This is a genomic window from Campylobacter sp. IFREMER_LSEM_CL2194, from assembly GCF_025771685.1.
Classification (GTDB): domain Bacteria; phylum Campylobacterota; class Campylobacteria; order Campylobacterales; family Campylobacteraceae; genus Campylobacter_D.
In genome coordinates, this window is sequence record NZ_JAKMQS010000009.1 from 1 (window position 1) to 18,906 (window position 18,906).

Annotated in this window: 15 protein-coding genes, 1 other RNA gene and 1 pseudogene; 8 read left to right on the top strand and 9 right to left on the bottom strand. The window is 29.1% G+C overall.

The window, feature by feature from the left end; translation table 11 throughout:
• From L8V79_RS05660 to L8V79_RS05670, 3 genes and pseudogenes are all read right to left on the bottom strand, one after another.
• Positions 1-435: pseudogene (locus tag L8V79_RS05660) on the bottom strand (ShlB/FhaC/HecB family hemolysin secretion/activation protein); the annotation flags it as partial.
• On the bottom strand, positions 416-1,348 hold the full coding sequence (locus tag L8V79_RS05665) for a POTRA domain-containing protein (RefSeq protein WP_263702834.1): 933 nt from the start codon (positions 1,346-1,348) through the stop codon (positions 416-418). The pseudogene L8V79_RS05660 and the gene L8V79_RS05665, both read right to left, overlap by 20 nt.
• Before the next feature lie 10 nt (positions 1,349-1,358).
• On the bottom strand, positions 1,359-4,979 hold the full coding sequence (locus L8V79_RS05670; protein WP_263702836.1) for a filamentous hemagglutinin N-terminal domain-containing protein: 3,621 nt from the start codon (positions 4,977-4,979) through the stop codon (positions 1,359-1,361).
• 164 nt (positions 4,980-5,143) lie between these two features.
• On the opposite strand from L8V79_RS05670, the gene L8V79_RS05675 reads away from it, so the two are divergent.
• Together L8V79_RS05675 and L8V79_RS05680 are read left to right on the top strand one after the other, a co-directional pair.
• Positions 5,144-6,772, top strand: a complete 1,629-nt coding sequence (locus tag L8V79_RS05675) for a multidrug ABC transporter permease/ATP-binding protein (RefSeq protein ID WP_263702837.1) — start codon at positions 5,144-5,146, stop codon at positions 6,770-6,772.
• Between the two features lie 9 nt (positions 6,773-6,781).
• A complete protein-coding gene (locus tag L8V79_RS05680) occupies positions 6,782-7,255 on the top strand; it encodes a GlcG/HbpS family heme-binding protein (RefSeq protein WP_039619439.1) in 474 nt (157 codons plus the stop codon).
• A gap of 10 nt (positions 7,256-7,265) precedes the next feature.
• Here the strand turns inward: L8V79_RS05680 and cgb are convergent, their stop codons facing one another.
• Positions 7,266-7,706, bottom strand: coding sequence for a single-domain globin Cgb (gene cgb, locus L8V79_RS05685; protein ID WP_263691391.1), 441 nt, complete (start codon positions 7,704-7,706; stop codon positions 7,266-7,268).
• Positions 7,707-7,895: 189 nt separating this feature from the next.
• On the opposite strand from cgb, the gene L8V79_RS05690 reads away from it, so the two are divergent.
• The 5 genes from L8V79_RS05690 to L8V79_RS05710 all read left to right on the top strand — a co-directional run bounded on the left by L8V79_RS05690 (position 7,896) and on the right by L8V79_RS05710 (position 13,541).
• Positions 7,896-8,900, top strand: a complete 1,005-nt coding sequence (locus L8V79_RS05690) for a Fe(3+) ABC transporter substrate-binding protein (RefSeq protein ID WP_039619437.1) — start codon at positions 7,896-7,898, stop codon at positions 8,898-8,900.
• A 17-nt stretch (positions 8,901-8,917) separates the two neighbouring features.
• Positions 8,918-10,501: an ABC transporter permease gene (locus tag L8V79_RS05695; RefSeq protein WP_263702838.1), complete on the top strand. Its 1,584-nt coding sequence runs from the start codon at positions 8,918-8,920 to the stop codon at positions 10,499-10,501.
• Positions 10,501-11,481 carry an ABC transporter ATP-binding protein gene (locus tag L8V79_RS05700; protein WP_263702839.1) on the top strand — a complete coding sequence of 327 codons (981 nt, stop codon included), beginning with the start codon at positions 10,501-10,503 and terminating at the stop codon, positions 11,479-11,481. Before L8V79_RS05695 ends, L8V79_RS05700 begins: the two co-directional genes overlap by 1 nt.
• Positions 11,482-11,543: 62 nt before the next feature.
• A complete protein-coding gene (gene fic / locus L8V79_RS05705) occupies positions 11,544-12,152 on the top strand; it encodes a protein adenylyltransferase Fic (RefSeq protein ID WP_263702840.1) in 609 nt (202 codons plus the stop codon).
• A gap of 165 nt (positions 12,153-12,317) precedes the next feature.
• A complete protein-coding gene (locus L8V79_RS05710) occupies positions 12,318-13,541 on the top strand; it encodes an HD domain-containing protein (protein WP_263692820.1) in 1,224 nt (407 codons plus the stop codon).
• Between the two features lie 4 nt (positions 13,542-13,545).
• On the opposite strand, the gene ffs is transcribed toward L8V79_RS05710, so the two are convergent.
• Positions 13,546-13,643, bottom strand: an RNA gene (ffs, locus tag L8V79_RS05715) — signal recognition particle sRNA small type.
• Between the two features lie 52 nt (positions 13,644-13,695).
• Here ffs and L8V79_RS05720 point away from each other — a divergent pair.
• The gene (locus L8V79_RS05720) at positions 13,696-14,139 is read left to right on the top strand and encodes a hypothetical protein (RefSeq protein WP_115646321.1); all 444 of its coding nucleotides are present in this window, start codon (positions 13,696-13,698) and stop codon (positions 14,137-14,139) included.
• A gap of 10 nt (positions 14,140-14,149) precedes the next feature.
• On the opposite strand, the gene L8V79_RS05725 is transcribed toward L8V79_RS05720, so the two are convergent.
• From L8V79_RS05725 to L8V79_RS05745, 4 genes are read right to left on the bottom strand one after another with little or no spacing between them, the layout of a single operon-like run.
• On the bottom strand, positions 14,150-15,775 hold the full coding sequence (locus L8V79_RS05725; RefSeq protein ID WP_039629182.1) for a flagellar hook protein FlgE: 1,626 nt from the start codon (positions 15,773-15,775) through the stop codon (positions 14,150-14,152).
• 4 nt (positions 15,776-15,779) lie between these two features.
• Positions 15,780-16,793 carry a flagellar hook capping FlgD N-terminal domain-containing protein gene (locus tag L8V79_RS08240; protein ID WP_373274386.1) on the bottom strand — a complete coding sequence of 338 codons (1,014 nt, stop codon included), beginning with the start codon at positions 16,791-16,793 and terminating at the stop codon, positions 15,780-15,782.
• A gap of 50 nt (positions 16,794-16,843) precedes the next feature.
• A complete protein-coding gene (locus tag L8V79_RS05740; RefSeq protein ID WP_263702841.1) occupies positions 16,844-18,475 on the bottom strand; it encodes a flagellar hook-length control protein FliK in 1,632 nt (543 codons plus the stop codon).
• A gap of 3 nt (positions 18,476-18,478) precedes the next feature.
• Positions 18,479-18,817, bottom strand: coding sequence for a hypothetical protein (locus tag L8V79_RS05745; RefSeq protein WP_257404661.1), 339 nt, complete (start codon positions 18,815-18,817; stop codon positions 18,479-18,481).
• Positions 18,818-18,906 lie beyond the last annotated feature (89 nt).

Consider the following 18,906-nt stretch of genomic DNA (forward strand, 5'->3'; position numbering starts at 1 on the left):
GGAACTCTCAGAAGAATCTAATTCAAAATTTCCTAATACCTTTTGGTAGTTTATATTTAAAGTATGAGTAATGTATTCATTAATACTATAATAATTATTCAAACTAGCATTGAGTTTTCTAAACCAACCCATGCCATTACTATTATTTTTATAATTAGTGCCTAAAAAATTAACCCCATCGTCATAAACCTTGCCTAGGTTAATTTTGGTACTATAAATAAAAGTGTTATGAAAATTTCTAAATAAACCTTCTAAACCTATACTACCTACATTAGAATGCTTATTAAAAGTTAAAAGATCCAAGCTTGTATCACTAAGTATTTTATGATAAATACTAGAAGTAAAATAAAATGATGAATTAGTATTAATCCATACAGGATAAGAAAAGTCTATACCAAAATTTCTAGAAGCACCACTAAAATCCAGCATTTTCATAATCTTCTCCCAAGGAATAATTTCCTTTTGATACACTTGGAGTGATTTTTAAATTTCCTAAAAAGAAAGTATAACTTGCTCCATAGTTGATTTGATTTTCATTGCTTGATTGTAAGTAAAAATTATAATAATCTCCCATATTAAGTATGGAATTAAATCCCATGCTGATGCCTATTCTATATTTACCAGAACTTTCAATACCATAATTATCAGCATATAATAATACATTAGCCTTGGTATCAGGAATTACTTCTATAACTACATCAGTTTCTCCTACATTCTCTCCTGCTTGTAAACCTGCTAGGGTTTGTACCCCATACATTTCATTGACTTTATATGCGCTATCTTCTATTAATTTAGTGGAGATAATTCTACCTTTAAGTTTTTTATCTAATTTATCTTTTATGAAATGATCTTTGATCGAGGTTTTGTTTTCTATTATGTGTTTTCCAAATACCCCTAAAGCAATGTTTAGTTCTATATTGCCATCTTCAAAATTTTGTTGTGGAATAAACACTGTTGCTGCAGGATAGCCATTAATTTGAAAATAATAAGCAACAATATTTGATACATCTTGCAAATCTTGGATATTAAATTTTTTCTGTTCATAATTTAATATGAGATTATGTAATTCCTCTTCTTCAATTCCTAAATTTTCAAAATCAATTCCTTTGTTTGTGATGTGAAAATTATAGTGAGTAAGTATTTCTTTTTCATAATGTTCTTGGTGTGTATTTATGATTTCTCTAGCATCTTGAAATTTTTCATAATTTTGTTCAGTTTTTAAATTTTCTTTTAAAGCTTTGTTTTGTGGTATATTTCTATCAGGGGATAATTCTATTATTTTTATATTGTCATTTGTAGCTCGTAAAGCGCATGCTAAGATTAAGGTGCAAACAATAATCTTATGCATTTAACTTTCTTTAATTAGCACAAGGGTTCATAGCTTTAAACCCATCGCTTACAATACAAGTTTTTTTACGAGCTTCTATATCAAGTTCCCCGATTTCTTTGATTATTATTTCATCTTTAACTAAATCATCTCCTAAAGAATTAAATAAAAATAAATTAGCAATATTGTCATTAATCATTGCAGGATAGTTTTGATTATTGTTTAGACTTGATTTTGCTTGATTGTTTTCTAGTGTAGGAATGCGAATACTAGGTGTTAGATCAGTCCAAGGCAAATCAGGTTCAACCGGAATACTAGGTGTTAGATCAATGCTTTCTAAAATAGGTTTATATAAGTCATATTGATAATCTCCCATTATTAAAAAACTACCTTTATTGTGTTGATATTCTATTTTATTTTTAATTTCTGCTAATCCTAATTTGGAAGCTATTGTTTCTTGTTGTTTTTCTAGCATATTGATATTTTTAAGTAATTGAGCTAGCTTATTAGGATCTAGTGAAGAATTGTTTTTTATATAGTCATTATAAGATTTTTCTGCTATTTGAAGTTGTAATTTTATATTTTCCAATTCTTTTAGAAGTTGTTGTGAATTTAAAACTATATCTTTTAACTCTCCTTTTAGAATTTCTAATATACTTATTTTTTTCTCAATTGTTTTGTCTATATTTGATTTTATATTGTTTTGATAAAAATCTTTTACACCTTCTTCAAATTTATCATCATTTGCATTATTTAATCCGTTGTTTTGATAAGCCATTATAAAATCTAAACTTTGAACTATCTTCAAGGCTTGTGATTTATTATTTGCTGTATCTTTGATGAAGTATTTTGCCACAAAATCTACTTTTTCATCTTCTGTCATTAGATTATAATCTTTTTCTGCTAGCATATCCAATAAAACATCAATATATATTTTATAATGCTGATTGATAAGATCTGCTAGAATTTCATTTTTGATGACATCTTCATATAAATCATCTTTACCAAGGATAGCTTCTTCTTGTATGATATTGTCTATATTTGGGTAATTAATTTCTATTTTATTTGAAAAATCTGGTTTTTTTGGTAGTTCTATAATAGGTCTTGCTATTGTATTATCTTTACTTAAAAAATCTTCAAATTTTAAATTTTTATTATCATCATTATAGGTATGAATATTAATTTTCATATCTTTCCATAATTTTAAGTCGCTAAAAACATCATTAAAATCATTTTCATGATGATAAATATGTATATTCTTAAAAGCTAAATTTACATTTTTATCGTTATAGGCACTAATAAATTTTCCACTTAAATTTTTACCATCACTTGCAAAAGATTGTATTTGAGCGTCATTTTCAAAAAATAAATATATATTTTTAAAATCTAAATTAAATTTTTGAAACATTGAACGCCCTTCAATATATCCGATAAACCCAGCAGCATTGGCAAAGTCTTTTTGTCCATAAGCTTGTATATTTTTTATATCATATATGCTTATGTCAGAAAAACTTCCCTTGCCTTCTTTTTGAATCCATCCTGCAAAACCTCCAACATTCACCATTCCGCTTTTGTCTTTTTCAATCTTGCCTGAAATAGTGTCAATATTTTTTATTGTGATATTTGAAAGAGATAAATTATCACTTCTATATCCTTCTATTTTTCCTGCAAAACCACCGCTTGCAGCACGAGTGCCTTCCATGGAGTTATTATTAATGCTTTCTATTTTTTCAGCTTCTATGCTAATATTATCAAAAACACCTCCATTAGCAAAACCTACAAACCCGCCAGCATAAGCATTTCCTGTATCAAAAAAATCTTCTTCCAACGAGCCATCTTTGTTATCTTGACTAATGCTTTTTACATTTTTAACACGCACATTGATGTTTTTAAAATAAGTATCACCAGAATCAATACTTCCTACAAATCCGCCAGCATAAGTATGGCGTAAAGTAGTAAAAGTGGAGGTTATGTTGTTTATATCTAAATTTATATTTTCAAGATCAGCATAGCCTATATTACCTGAAAAACCACCTGTAACAAAACCTCCATTAATTTCATCAATTTGTCTTATATCGATATTGCTAAATTTTCCTCCCCATACTTCTCCGGCAAAACCACCTGTATATGTTGCTTTTGTTGTTTTATCATTAATAATTTTATTTATTTGTGATATGTTTATATTTTCAAATTTTCCATTGTTAATTCCACCTACAAAACCTCCAATATGTGATCTATTTTCAAGGCTAATACCGCTGATTTCTCTTATTGATTTTATATCAATCTTGTTAAAGTTAGCACCATTAACATATCCTATAAAACCTCCTGCGTAGAGGTTGTTTTTATTTTGTGTAGAGATTTTAGAGATATTTTTTAACTCTATATTTTCAAATTTACTGCCACCATTTGCATATCCTATAAAGCCTCCAGTATACATTGAGTTTGATAGAATAGAATTATCGTTATAATCAATTATTATATTTTTAAATTCAGAACCATTAGCATTTCCAAATATACCAACATATCTTAAAGAATCTGATAATACATTTGTATCTATGAATATATTTTTTAAAGCAAAATTTTGTCCGTCAAAAATTTTATTATAAAAGCTATTATCTTCTATAATTTCCCAATCATCATTGTAAATAGGATCTTTATATCCTACTATCATATTGGTGCAACCATATCCTTCTATACAGTAATTTGCATAGTTTTTTCCTTTAAAATCTATATCATTTGTTAGTCTGTATTCAGTAGCTGTATTTCTAAAATCTTTTTTATTTTCATTCCAACCTTTGGCAAAATGCCACCAATCAACATCTGATGATATTCCTACAAAATCATATATGTTAAAGGAGCTATTATTATGTTTTATATTTTGAAAATCAGTTTGTTTAAGTTTATCAAAAACTGCAAAAGAATTAGGATTGTAGTAATATCCACTAGCATTTAAATATATAGAACCTCTTTCTTTAGCGCTTACTTCTAATTTTGATAAAGAATTTGCGTTTATATTTGATGCATCAATGTCTATTTCGTTTCCTATAAGTTTGATGTTTTTTGAGTTGATTTTAGTTAATAAATCATTTGAATTTTTAATATTTGAATTTAATAAAATTTTATTTCCTATAAAGACAACTTCTTCAGCGTTAATATTTCCCATATTGACTACATTACCATTGTTTTTATCTAATTTTATAATGGGTGATTGTATGGTGTTTGTTTTTCCATTTGCAAATTTTTGCATTTCATCAGAACTTATTGATGAGGTTGAAGCTACAAAGCGATTGGCATTGATAGTTCCTGTTTTAGTTATGATTACTCCATTAGGATTGATTAAAAAGACATTATTGCCACTTGCATTTAATAAACCTTCTATGGTGGATTTATTTGTACCATGAGCAATGTTTAGGTAGTTTTTGTTAGAGCCATTAAAATTTACACTTTCGTTTTTACCTATGCTAAATCCCCCCCCCCATTGTATTACAGAATTTTGCCCATTTCCGTGGATATTCATATGATTATCATTTATGCTAATAGAACCACTAGTTCCATGTGTAAATTTACCACCACTGGGTAGCGCTAGACTTTGATCAAATAAGATAGAAATAACAATACCAGATAAAAGAATATGGTTAGAAAAACTAGACATCAGCTATCCTTAAATAATTATTAATATCAATATGTAATTTTCAAATATATTATAGCAAAATTTATTTATAGTTAAATAAAAACAAATAAACATAAACAATATAAATAATTTATTATGTATATTTTTGTTATATAATTTGCTTTTAGAGTTAAGGTTTATATTAAATGAAATTTTTAATTTTTTTATTTAAAGAAAGCAAGTTAAAAATCATTCTTTTTTTGCTTTTTAGTGTTTTTACAAGCTTACTAGGTGTATTGACTTTAGTTTTTATTAATGAGTTTTTATTAAAAACTAGCCTTGAAAACTCAAATATTATCGTGTATTTTGTGCTTTTATTGCTTGTATTTTTTGCGAGTTCTTCTTTTGTAGAAATTGCACTAAGCTCGTTTGGACAAAGCTTTATTTTTAAAATGCAAAGAAGGGTTGTAAAGCAAATTTTAGATACAAGTGTTTTGAGTGTTTTAAACACTACTAAAGCAAAGATTTTAGCTTCTTTGAATAATGATGTGCGTAGTATTTCTTTTGGGCTTTTAAGGCTTCCTGAATTTATACAATCAAGTGTTTTGATTATTTGTGTAAGTGCTTATATAGCTTATCTTTCTTTAGAAATTTTCTTTTTGTGTTTAGCGTGGATAGTGTGTGTTTTTTTGGTGGATAATTTTTTGATGAGTAGGGTGTATTTTTATTTTAAAAATGCTAGAGAAAATGATGATGCTTTGCAAAAAAACTATCAAAATATTTTACAAGGGCATAAGGAATTAACCTTAAATCCTTTAAGGGCGAAGTACTATTATGAAAATGAGTTTGAAAAAAATGCTCTGAAAAAGAAAAAAAGCTCCACTATAGGAAATATCTTGCATATTTTATCTAACAACTGGAGCAATAGTGCTATGCTAGCTTTAGTAGGAGTGGAGTTTTATATAGCTTTAAATTATGAGCTTGCTAGTTTGCAAAGTGCTACGACTATTGCTTTGAGTGTGCTTTTTTTAAGAGCGCCACTTGGAGCTATGATAGGAAGTTTTCCTACGCTTATGATGGCAAAAATTGCTTTAGATAAAATTTCAAATTTAAATTTAGAAAACTATTCTCATGAGTTTAAATTCAGTCAAAATAAAAAAACTTGGCAAAAACTTTCTTTTAAAGATGTATCTTTTGCATACAATGAAAAATTTGCACTAAAACCTGTAAATTTTGAGCTTAAAAAAGGCGAATGTGTATTTTTAATAGGTAAAAACGGTAGCGGTAAATCTACTTTTTCTATGGTTTTAGCAGGGCTTTTTACAGACTTTAAAGGAAATATTTTTTTAGATGATGAAAAAATAACTCCGGAAAATATGTATGAGTATAGAAGTTTAATTAGTGCGATTTTTAGTGATTTTCATTTGTTTGAGCATGTTTTAGAAGATGAAAAATTTAGCAAAGAGGACTTAGCATACTGGCTTGAAATTTTAGAACTAAATGAAAAAGTAGAGCTTGTAGAAAATGCTTTTAGCACTATAAAACTTTCAGCTGGACAAAAAAAGCGCCTAGCTATGCTTAATGCTTTGCTTGAAAAAAGAGATATTTTGATTTTAGATGAGTGGGCTGCCGATCAAGATCCTATGTTTAGAAAGTTTTTTTATACTAAGCTTTTGCCACTTTTAAAGCAAAAAGGTATTACTATATTTGCTATAACTCATGATGATGTGTATTTTGATATGGCTGATAGAATTTTACTCGCACAAAATGGTCAAATTTGTGAATTAAAAGGCGATATAAAAGAATTAGCAAAAAATGCGGTAGAAAAATTTTAAAGGAAAAAAATGAAAAAATTACTTATTTTATGTGTATTTTTAGGAGTAAGTTTAATGGCAAAATCTTTTGAGCTTGTAAAAGAGCCTGTGTTAACTACACAAATGGTTGAAGGGATTTTGGAGCTTGCAAAGAAAGAAGCAAGAAAAAATGGCTTTCATGTAAGTATTACCATAGTAGATAAATCTGGTCAAATTTTAGCGGTTTTAAGAGATGATAAAGCGGGTGTGCATACGCTTAATGCTAGTTATAAAAAAGCTTACACAGCCACTTCACAAAAAAGAGAAACAGCTGTTATTTTTAAAGGTGTAAAAGAGGGTAAAATACCTGAGGATATTCGTTATTTAGATGATAAGTTTTCTATTATGCCTGGTGGGGTACCGATTTTTATAGATGGAGTTGTTGTTGGTGGTATAGGTGTGGGTGGAGCACACTTAGATGAGGATGTAAAAATAGCTAAAGCAGGGATAGCGTTTTTAAAATAGGCTTTGAAAATCAAAGCCTATTATCACTTAGTTTTGCATAAATTTCTTTTTCAATGTTTATGTAAAATTGTGCGATAGCTTTGTAAGCTTCTTCCCAAGCTTTTAGTGTAGTTTCATCTACATTTAACACTACTTTGATAGCCTTTAAAAGACAAGCACCTACTATAGGGTAATGCTCTTCTTTGACATTTAATTTTGTATGAGTGATAGCTACTTTATTAACAAAGCTTCTCATATTTTCTAAATTTTCTACATTTTTTGCTGCCATTAAAATAGCCATTGCTAAAGCTTTTGGTTGCTCGCCTGAAGCTTGTTTTTCCATATTAAACATAGGTTTTACTTCAGGATATTCTTCAAACATGATTTTATAAAATTCTTTTGTCAAAACTTCACCATTTTTTTGTAAAACCGGCACACAATCTTTGATGATTTGAATTTGTTCTTGTGTCATTTTTTCTCCTTTGCATATTGTATTTTTGATGATTATATAAAAATGAGAGAAAAAATATCTTGATTTATGTTAATTTTGTATCATTTTATTTTAAAATGATTATGTGTATCAATTTAAGTAAATATAAAGTGAATTATTAATATAATAATCCTTATCAATTTCAAAATTTAAATTAAGGAAATTTATAAAATGAAAGCAAAAGTAGTTTTACTATCTTTACTAGCTGCTATGAGTTTAAGTGCTCAAGAGCTTACGATTTATTCTCATCGTCATTATGATAGCGATAAAGGAATTTTCAAATTATTTCAAGAAAAAACAGGCATTAGTGTAAATGTGGTGCAAGCTAAGGCTAATGAACTTGCTAAAAGATTAGAAGTTGAAGGTAAAAATTCAAAAGCAGATTTATTTATGACTGCTGATGCGGGAAATTTAGAACAAGTTCGCACAAATAATCTTTTTGTTTCAGTTAGCTCACCTGAGTTAGAAAAACTTTCTCCAAAAGAATTAAGAGGTAAAAACAACGAATGGTATGCTTTTACAACAAGAGCAAGAATTATCGTTGCTTCTAAAGATAGAGTTAAAGATGGAGAGATTAAAACTTATGAAGATTTAACTGACCCTAAATTTAAAGGTAAAGTTTTAGTAAGAAGTTCAAATAATGTTTATAATATTTCTTTGTTAAGTGCAATGATTGATACTTTGGGTAAAGAAAAAGCAAAAGAATGGGCTCAAGGCATAGCAAATAATCTTGCGCGCACTCCAAAAGGCGCAGATCGTGATCAAATTCGTGCAGTTTATGCTAAAGAAGGTGATGTAGCTATATCAAATAGCTATTATCTAGGACACTTAGCAAATTCAAAAAATCCTAAAGATGTTGAAGCTGCAAATTCAGTAAAAGTGATTTTTCCAAACCAAGATGATAGAGGAACGCATATTAACGTAAGTGGTATAGGTGTTTTAAAAACTTCTAAAAATAAAGAAGCTGCGGTTAAATTTATCGAGTTTATGCTTTCAAAAGAAGCACAAGAAATTTTAACAAACCAAAATTATGAGTATCCGGTAAACAAAGAGGTAAAACCTGCTAAAATTTTACAATCATGGGGTGAGTTTAAAATCGAAAAACCAAATTTTGAAGCTTACTGGGGTAATGCTAAAGAAGCTTTAATGATTTTTGATGAAGTTCAATGGAAATAATTAAGGAAAAATAAAATTTGAAATTTTTAAGTCTAAGGTGGTCTTTTGCCACCTTTTTTTTCTGTAGTTTAATCATACTGCCTATACTTGCTATTATCTTACACCTTCCTTTTATAGATATTAACACCTTAAAACATTTGAGTAAAAATGTCTTGCCACGATATATTTTTGGTAGTGCTTTTATATTGTTTGGTACTTTAGTATTGTGTTTGATTATAGGTTTAGTTAGTGCTTATTTGATAGCTTTTTATAAATTTTTTGGCTCGAAATTTTTTGAATGGTTTTTGATTTTACCTTTGGCAATACCTTCTTATGTGATGGGTTTTGTTTGGATTGATTTGTTTGAATTTCAAGGCTTAATCCCTACTTTTTTAGGCATTGATAGGCGTATAGATATCATGAATGCATATGGTGTGATTGTGATTTTATCTTTTGCACTTTATCCTTATGTGTATTTTTTTGCTAAAAATACTTTTGCTTATGGACTTGGAAATATCATTTTAAGTGCTAAAACACTTAAGGCTTCTAATTTAAAAACATTTTTTAAAGTGATTTTGCCATTTTGCCGTGTGGGTATAGTGGGTGCTTTGCTGTTAGTGGCTATGGAGGTTTTGAGTGATTATGGCTTGGTGGCGTATTTTGGTGTAGATACTTTTAGTGCAGGAATTTTTAGAACATGGGGAAGTGGCGGTGATGAAGTGAGTGCTGTGGCTTTAAGCGTGGCTTTGCTCGTGTTTATTGCACTTTTAATGCTTTTAGAAAAAATTCAAAGAGGTAAAAAAGGCTTTAATCAAAATGTATTTTTACCTACTCCAAAAGATGAGTTAAAAGGCTTTAAGGCATTTTTAGCCTTTTTGTGGTGCTTTTTGGTGGCATTTTTAGCCTTTGTCGTGCCTATTGTGTGGCTTGTTTATTGGGCTGGGTTTGATTTTATGCAAAATTTAAGCAATGTCTTAACACCTGCATTTTATAGTCTTAGCGTGGCTTTGGTGAGTTCTTTTACTATTGTGGGGGTGGCATTTTATTTGTGTTTTGTGGTGCGTTTAAACGATACAAAAGCTTCTAAAATCATCCTTTGGCTTACGACTTTGGGGTATTCTTTACCTGGAGCTGTGGTAGCTGTGGGAATTTTAGTGATTTTGGGTGTGTTAAATTATATTTTTGATCTTTTATCTTTTGAATATGCCATAGGTGGTGGATTTTTGGTGTTGTTTTTTGGGTATTTTGTGAGGTTTTTAGCTTCAGGGATTTTTGCAACTCAATCAGGCTATGAGCGAATTTCTAAAAACATAGACTATGCGAATTTAACCTTAAAATCAAAACCACTTAAAATTTTCACTCAAATTCATTTTCCTTTGATGAAACATTATTTAGCTTTGGCTGTGGTGATTATTTGTGTGGATATTTTAAAAGAATTGCCTATTTCGACTATACTTTCACCTTCAGGTTTTCAAACGCTTTCATCGCTTGTATTTGCTTATAGTGAAAATGAATTAATTTATAATGTTTCTTTGCCATCTTTGATTATAGTGTTATTTGGGATTATCCCTACATTTTTAATGCATTATTTGCAAAATAAAAACAACCAAAAAGGACAATAATGGAAATCTTAAAAATTGATAATCTTTACAAATCTTTTGGAAAAACAGAAGTTTTAAAAGGAATTTCTTTGAGCTTAAGAGAAGGTGAGATTGTCAGTATTTTGGGAGAAAGTGGATGTGGTAAGAGTTCTTTGCTTGGTTGTATAGCAGGTTTTTTTGAAATCAATGATGGCAGTATTTGTATAGGGGATAAACTAGTTGCTTCTAAGAGTGTATATTTAGCCCCACAAGAGCGTGATGTGGGGGTTTTGTTTCAAGACTATGCTTTGTTTCCACATTTAAATGTAGAAGAAAATATATGCTTTGGTATAAGCTCTTTAAGTAAAAACGAGCAAAAACAAAGGCTTGATGAAGTTTTAGAAATTTTAAATTTAAATACACTTTTAAAGCGCTATCCAAATGAGCTAAGCGGTGGGCAAGCCCAAAGAGTAGCACTAGCAAGAACCATAGTTGCAAGGCCAAAGATTATACTTTTTGATGAACCTTTTTCAAATTTAAATCACACTTTAAGCGTTAAAATGCGCAAAGAAATCAAAAATATCTTAAAAGAGCATAAGCTTAGTGCTATTTTTGTCACACATGATAAAGACGATGCTTTTTATTTATCAGATAATATCGCTTTGATTAAGGATGGGAAAATTTTAGACTATGGAAGTGCCAAAGAGCTTTTTTATAAGCCTAAAAATATAGATAGCGCTTGCTTTTTGGGAGAAGCATTTTTTATAGATCCAAATACAATTTTAGATGAGAAATTCAAAGCATATTTGCAAAGTAAAAATGGCATTTTACGCCCTAATGATATACAAATTTCAACTTCACAAACTCCTTTAAAAGCTAGTGTTTTAGAATGCGTATTTTATGGGGACTTTTATGAGTTAAGTGTGAGTTTGGAAGGATATATTTTTAGTATTTATCATCATAAAGAACTTAGTAAAAATGATGAAATTTATCTTAAGTTAAGCCAAATAAAAGAGTTTTAAATCATAAATTTAATAAAGTTTATATTAAATATCTTATAAAATATAAACTTTAAAGGTTTAAAATGATACTTACAAATAAACTTGGTATAAAAAATCAACTAGAATTGGCCAAAGAAGAAGAAAGAATAAGCAAACTAAAGGCAAAAGCTTTATTTGGAAGTGGTTTTTTAGATACATTAAAAGCAGGAAGTTTTGAAAGCTTAAGGGTAATTCATCAAAAATTATTTGAAGATATTTATGATTTTGCAGGAAAAATAAGAGAGGTAAATATTTCAAAAGGAAATTTTAGATTTGCTCCTGCTGTTTATTTACATGAGGCAATTAAAAAAATAGAACTCATGGAGCAATCTTGCTTTGAACAAATTGTAGAAAAATATGTAGAAATGAATGTAGCTCATCCTTTTAGAGAAGGAAATGGCAGAAGTATGAGAATTTGGCTTGATTTAATACTTAAAAAAGAGTTGAAAAAAGTGGTTGATTGGAGTTTAATTGATAAAGATGATTATATAATGGCTATGCAAAGAAGTCCTATTAAAGATGTAGAGATAAAAATTTTACTTCAAAATGCTTTGAGTGATGACATTCATAGCTTTAATATTTTTGCAAGAGGGATTGATGCAAGCTATTATTATGAAGGATATACACTCTATAAAACAAAAGAGCTTTTTTGATTGTTTAAAGCTAGTTTTATAATTTTTATTGACATAAGCTTGTTAATCTCAAATTCTTCTTATTGCAAAAGATTATTTAATAATAAAACATTAAATCATAATATCAAAATAAAATTTGCTAAAGATTATAAAATAAAGTAAAATCACAGCAAAAAAAGGAAATAAATGATTAGTGTAGAATTAATAGAGCATATTTTTAAAGCAGCTTCTATATCAAGATGGAATGATTATCCTAGAATGACAAATTTAGTCGAGCTTGATAAGCAAGCACATAAATTTATCATTGCTTATTTCATTGCTAAAATGGAAAAAGATATCAATATGCGCTTTATTATAGAAGCGGGGATTTTTGAGTTTTTAAGCAGGGTAGTAGTGACTGATATACGCCCTGATGTGTATCATGAGATAACACGTGCAAAAAATGAGCAAGTAAGTGCTTGGGTGTTAAGTAAAATCGCACCGATGATTCAAGATATAGAAAATGGTGAGTTTTTAAAACGTTATGAGCTTTTTTTACAAGGTAAAGATTATGCGAAAGAAAGGCTTATTTTAAAAGCTGCTTCGTATTTTGCGACAAGGTGGGAGTTTAATATAGTTTATCAAACTAGCTCGTTTTTAAGCGATATTGATGAGATTAAGGCTAAGGTTGAAGAAGAATTAGAAGATTATTATGAGTTAATTGGTGCAAGAAAAATCGCTCTTAATCAAAAAATTTCTAAAATAATCGATCTAAGCGGACGCTTGCGTTTTCAAAAAAGATGGGCGCAAACTCCAAGGATTCCTGAAACTGCGGTTTTAGGACATATGCTTGTGGTAGCTATTTTGTCTTATTTTTATTCTTTAGAAGTAAAAGCATGCGATGGCAGAATAGAAAGCAATTTTTATTGTGCTTTGTTTCATGATTTGCCTGAAAGTTTAACTAGAGATATCATCTCTCCGGTAAAATATGGCATAGATGGTTTAAATGAAATCATCAATGAGTATGAAATGAAACTTATTAATGAGAAAATTTTACCTTTTATACCACTATCTTTTAGAGAAGAATTTAGCTATATACTTGGTATTAGAGAAGGGCAAAATGAAGAAAGTTCCTTTGTAAAAAATGAATTTGAAAATCGTATTTTTAATAACAAACCAAGTGTTTATAGTGGTAGTTTAGATGCGGTTAATGAGGATCGTTTTAAGGCTATTGATGGAAAGGCTTTGAAGTATTGTGATAAATTAGCAGCTTTTATAGAAGCAGCTTTGTCAATTAGCTATGGAGTAAAGTCTAAAGAGCTTGAAAGTGGTTTTGTGGGAATGTATGAGTATTTTAAAACAAATCCGACTATTAATGGGGTAAATTTCTTTAGAATTTGTGAGGATATTAAAGGGTATTTTAAACTTTAAAAACCCTCCCCCAGATGACTGCGGCACACACTAAGTCTAAGTGCTCTGCTGTGTTCCCACCCTGAAGCGGTGCTTAAAAATAGCATTGCACAGGTCTAAGAGAAGGCAGTTGAAATAATACCTTAAAATATCTTAAAAAACATTGAGGTGAAGTATGTTGAGTATATTTGCAAACTTTTTATCTAAATTTAGAGAATTTTTTGTTCCTAGTCATTTGTCTTTAGAATTTAGAGCAAAATCTTTTGCTGCTATTATCGTGGCAAATAAAAATATAAAAGCAGAAATTTGGCAAGTTTTAGCTGATATTGCAAGTGAAGTTTATCCAGATGATAAAAGTAGGCAGGCTATTTTAGTACAAACTTCTAAAGAATATGTAGATAGAGTTTTAAAAAATGAGCTTAGTTTGGATGCTTTGCTTAAAAATATTGCTTTGCTTTTAAAGAAAAATCCAAGATATGCAAAAAAGATTAATTTTCATAGGCTTGAGCGTTTGATGGATAAAAATGAGGAAGAAGCTTTAGTGCAACTTAGAGTTTATGAGTTTTTTGAGCAAGAAATAAAATATATTTTAGAAAAAAATTCAAAAGAATCATCATGAAAGGCTAAAATTAGCGTTTCATGTTGATTGCTTTTTGTATCATTTGATCAGCTGTTGTGATACTTTTACTACTTGAATCATAAGCTTTTTGTAAGGTGATTAAGTTTGTAAAAGCTACCGATAAATCTACATTTGATTGCTCTAGTTTTCCACCTTCAAAAGTAGCTGTGCTGAAATTTCCATTGGCATCGAGTAAAAAGGTTGGGTTGCCACTATTACCAGTTTGTCCATAGAGATTTTCTCCTAGTTTTTCTAAACCTTGTTCGTTGGTAAAATTAAACAAAGCAAGTTTAGCCATAGCTATTTGATCGCCGTTGGTAAAAGTGGCGATGATAGTACCATCTGTGTTGATAGAATAATTATTTAAAAATCCTTCACCTTTGCCGTCTGTTTGTGTATGCACTGAAGGTTGTTTATTTTTTAAAGCATGAAGTCCATCATAACCTGAATTTGGTATATTTGGATCATAATATGAACCAAGATTTATATTAACCCTTGTGCCATTATTATCTACTGAATTTAAGGTATTTGAAACCAAAGCTCCAGCTTCGTTAAAGGTGATTAAACCTTCAGTTGTTCCACCTATTTTATTGCCATCATTATCATATACTTGAGCAACGGCTTTGTATTCTAAGTCTGTACCATTTTGTGGTAAAACTCTATCTAATTTAACTCTCACCCAACTAATAGAACCATCGGGATTGATTAATTTTGCAGAAAGTTCTGAGCTATCAGCTACCTCTTTTTCTACGCTTAAATGAGATGATTCTAATTTAGCTGTTTCTAAATCTACTTTATCTAGTTTTTGATTATCAATACTAAAAGCTAAATTCTCATCCAAAGTAGCTTGTAATGTTTGACTAGCACCTTTTTCATCAGTAATTTTAAAATATATAGTATCGCCAGGTTTTAAGCCATAAATTTGCTCATCTTTTACACTACCTGAAATTTTTACACTACCATCTTCATTTTTGCTAAATTCAAATTTAGAAGCATCTACATCTACATTTACCGCTTCTGTTTTGGTACTTGTGTCTAAATTACCACTCCAAGTTATATTTTGCGTTGGTTGAGGTGGTAAATAAAGATTTTTAGGTACAGAAATAGGTCCTTGGGTATTAACTCCACCCATTTGGAAATTTTCTCCAGGTGTTCCGCTCCAAGCTGTGGTAACTTTTTGTCCCATAACTTGACCAAACATATTTGAAACCCTATCGCTTAGTTGAATTTCTTTTAATGATGGATTCATAGTTCCAAGCACATAATTACCATTTGAATCTACTAAAAAACCGTTTGCATCAGGTTTAAAAGCGCCATTTCTAGTATAATAAACCCCATTGGCATTACTTACACCAAAAAAGCCTTTTCCAGCAATAGCCACATCAAATTCATTATCAGTAGAAACTATTGGTCCTTGCTCAAAAATATCATTAGTAGCTCCTGCTACACTACCATAACCAGTTTGACCTTTATTGTATGACTGTGTTGTTATGGTGCTGTAAAATACATCTTTAAAAGCTACATCAGAGTATTTAAATCCAACCGTATTTACATTGCTTATATTATGAGCAGTATTATCTATACCATAACTTTGGGATTTTACCCCATTTACTCCATTGTAAAATGCCGTAAACATAATTTTATCCTGTAATCTCTTTAATATCTTCCCATTTAACCCAGCTACCGCCCATACCAACTAAGGCTTCACCTTCTTCAAATTTAACTCCAGTAATAGGATAGGCACCATAGGTTGAATTAACTGTTTTTCCATCTTCTCCTATATAGCTTGCTTTTACATAGTATTTTCCAGATGGCACAGGATTTCCGCTATCATCTGTTCTATCCCAAACAATTTGCTTCATACCAGCGGTCATATCTTTAACCTTCATTGTTCTTACAGGATCTCCTGCTTCGTTATAAATAGTAAATGTTACAGGTTCGCTATCTGATTTATAAGCTGAATCAATCTTAGCTGTTTTGATATCAACGCTTGGGGTATGTCCTATAACTTTAAATGTTTGGTCTTCTCCAACTACTGCTTTAACAGTTTCTTCTTGACCCTTATCATCAACTAATTTTACATATATAGTTTCTCCAGGTCCTGCTATTTCTTTATCTACCTTACCTGTGATATCTAGTTTATCTTCACCATTTTTCTTAAGTTCAAAATCTTCAGTGCCAATATCAGTCTTTTTACCTTTTTGTGGTTCTTGCGGTAAATACATATTAATTTGAAATTGTATATCATCATCTGCTACTACAAGATAATTGTCTTTAACTGTTGCAAGCTTACCAACCGCAGCTAATGCGCTCATACCTGTACTTGCTGCGATAGAATTTTGTAATTTAGTCATTGCATTTACAAGTTGAGTCATAGTTTTATTAGTATTATCTTGCATTTCAAGTGCTGAAAGTTGGGCCGTTTGAGTAAGCATTTTTTCAGTATCCATAGGATCAGTTGGATCTTGATGTTGAAGTTCGATTAAAAGAAGCTTTAAAAATGCATCCTTGTCAAGTTCTGCTCCAGGATTGTAAATCAATCCATCATCCCCACCGCTTTCTCCAGCTCTGGTATTTCCTTTAGCATTTGGCATATCTTTGGTATTAAGTGCTGCTAAAGGACCTTGAAGAGTTTGTGTATTTATATTTGACATAAAAATCCTTTTTTATATGTTTTTAAAGCTTAAAGCAAAAAATATTCCATTTAAAAATATTTTGCCAAAACCATTTCTAAGCTTGGTTTTTCTTGAATTTCTTTTTCAAAATTCACCTTATCTTCTTTATTATTATTGTTTTTTTGTTTTTGTGGATTATTCTGCTCTTTTCTTTCTTGGTTGTTAAAATTCATCTCTAAATTTGTAAAGCCCATATTTACAAGAGCATTTTTAAACTCAGCTTGATGTTGTATGAAAAGATTTAAGGTATTTTGATTAGAATTAAAGCTGATGTTTAGATTAGATCCTCTTTGGACTAAAGTTACTTCTACTTCCCCAAGATTGTGTGGATTTAAAGTTATACTAAAGCGTGTTATAGGTGCTTTATAACTTTCTAGTTTTTCTTTAAATTCTTGAGCAAAATCATTGAAAGTTTCTTTCATAGGAATATTTTGATTTTTTACAAAATTATTAGAAACTCTATTCATTTCTTTCACGTAAGAATTTAAATTTTCTTCATTATGATCACTATCATCTTTTGTAAGTTCTTTGGTGGTTTTGAAAATATCGTTAAAAACATCTGTGTTTTGAGTATTTTTTTCTGTTTTTAATTGTTTTTCTTGAGTATTTAATAAATTCTCTAAATTAATTTTTAAATCTTGATTTTGTAAATTTTGAGTATTTTTTGTATTTATTAATTCAGCTTTTAAGTCCTTTGAATTTTCTAAAACAGAACTTATTTTTTTACTAAAACTATCTTCGCTGGTAGTTAATTTTTCATTTTTCAATATTTCTTTAAAATCTATTTTTTCTTTATCTTTAATTTCTTTTTTTAAGTTTGAATTTTGAGTTAGATTAATGAGTTCAATATCATTTAATTTATCATTTTTATTAATATTTTTTATATTTTTTATTTCTTTGTTATCTTGAATTTTTTCTATAAATTTTTCTTTGAAATCTATATTTTGAATATTTTCTTTTACTTTTACATCTTTTTTTGGAAGCTCTATGTTTTTTAAAGCAGAAGAAAGTAAAGAAATACCTTCGTTTTCTTTGCTTTTTATATTTTTATTTGTATTTGGTTCTTCTTTTAAAAGTTTGGTGATTTTTTGATTGATTAAATCTTGAAAAACATTAGTATTGTTTTGTTTTGCATTTTCAAAAAAACCTTTTTTATCAAGATTTGGAAAAGCTTCTTTTAAATCTTTAATTTGTTCAAATTTTATGTTTTTTATATTTAATCCAAGCTCTTTTGCTATATTAAAAAGCTCATTGATATTTTTTATATTTTTTAACTTGTGTAGGTTTTTTTCAAGAGCTAAAATAGCAGTATTATCTTGGACAAGTTTGTTTAATTTTATATCCTTGCTATCACTTTGTAAAACTTCTAGTAAAGAAAGAATTTGCATAAAATTTGCACCTTCAAAAAGCTTTAAAGCATCCTTTTCGTCTAATTGAACTTTATCGTCAATGGTTTCTTTTAAGCTTTCGTTTTTATTTTCTTTTTGTGGTGCTTTAAAGTCTTTTGGTAAACTTCCATCTTTTTCATCTATAGCTTGCAATAGTGAATTTAAAAATTCTTCTCCATCACTATTTGAATTAGCACTTTCTTTGTTAGGATTTTCATTTTGTGGAGCGATGCTTAGTAAGTTTAAAGCATCGCTAGCTTGGATATTTGACATTAATTAACCTACTAAAAAATTATTTTTTGCTAAATTTGGAAATAAATTTTGCAATTGTGCTGCACAATCAAGTTTTAAATTTTCATGAGAAAGATTAAAGTTTTTAAATATTACTAGTAATTCTTCTATATTTTTAGCATTTAAAACCGCATTTTCATTATGAGCATCATCTAAAATTTCACTGACTTTACTTGAAAGTTTTGCATAGTTTAGTTCTTTTTCTTCATTTGAATTTACAACTTCTAGATAATTTAAAAGTTCCATAAAATGCTTACTATTTAAAACTGAAGTTCCTTGTTTTTCTAAGTTAGCGTTAAAGATTTGAGTTCCTAGATTTGACATATTTTTCTCCTTAAAAATAATTCTTACCCAAACAAAAGCAACAAGTGTTCCAATTTAGCAATCTTAATTTTTAAGCAATTTTTTTATAT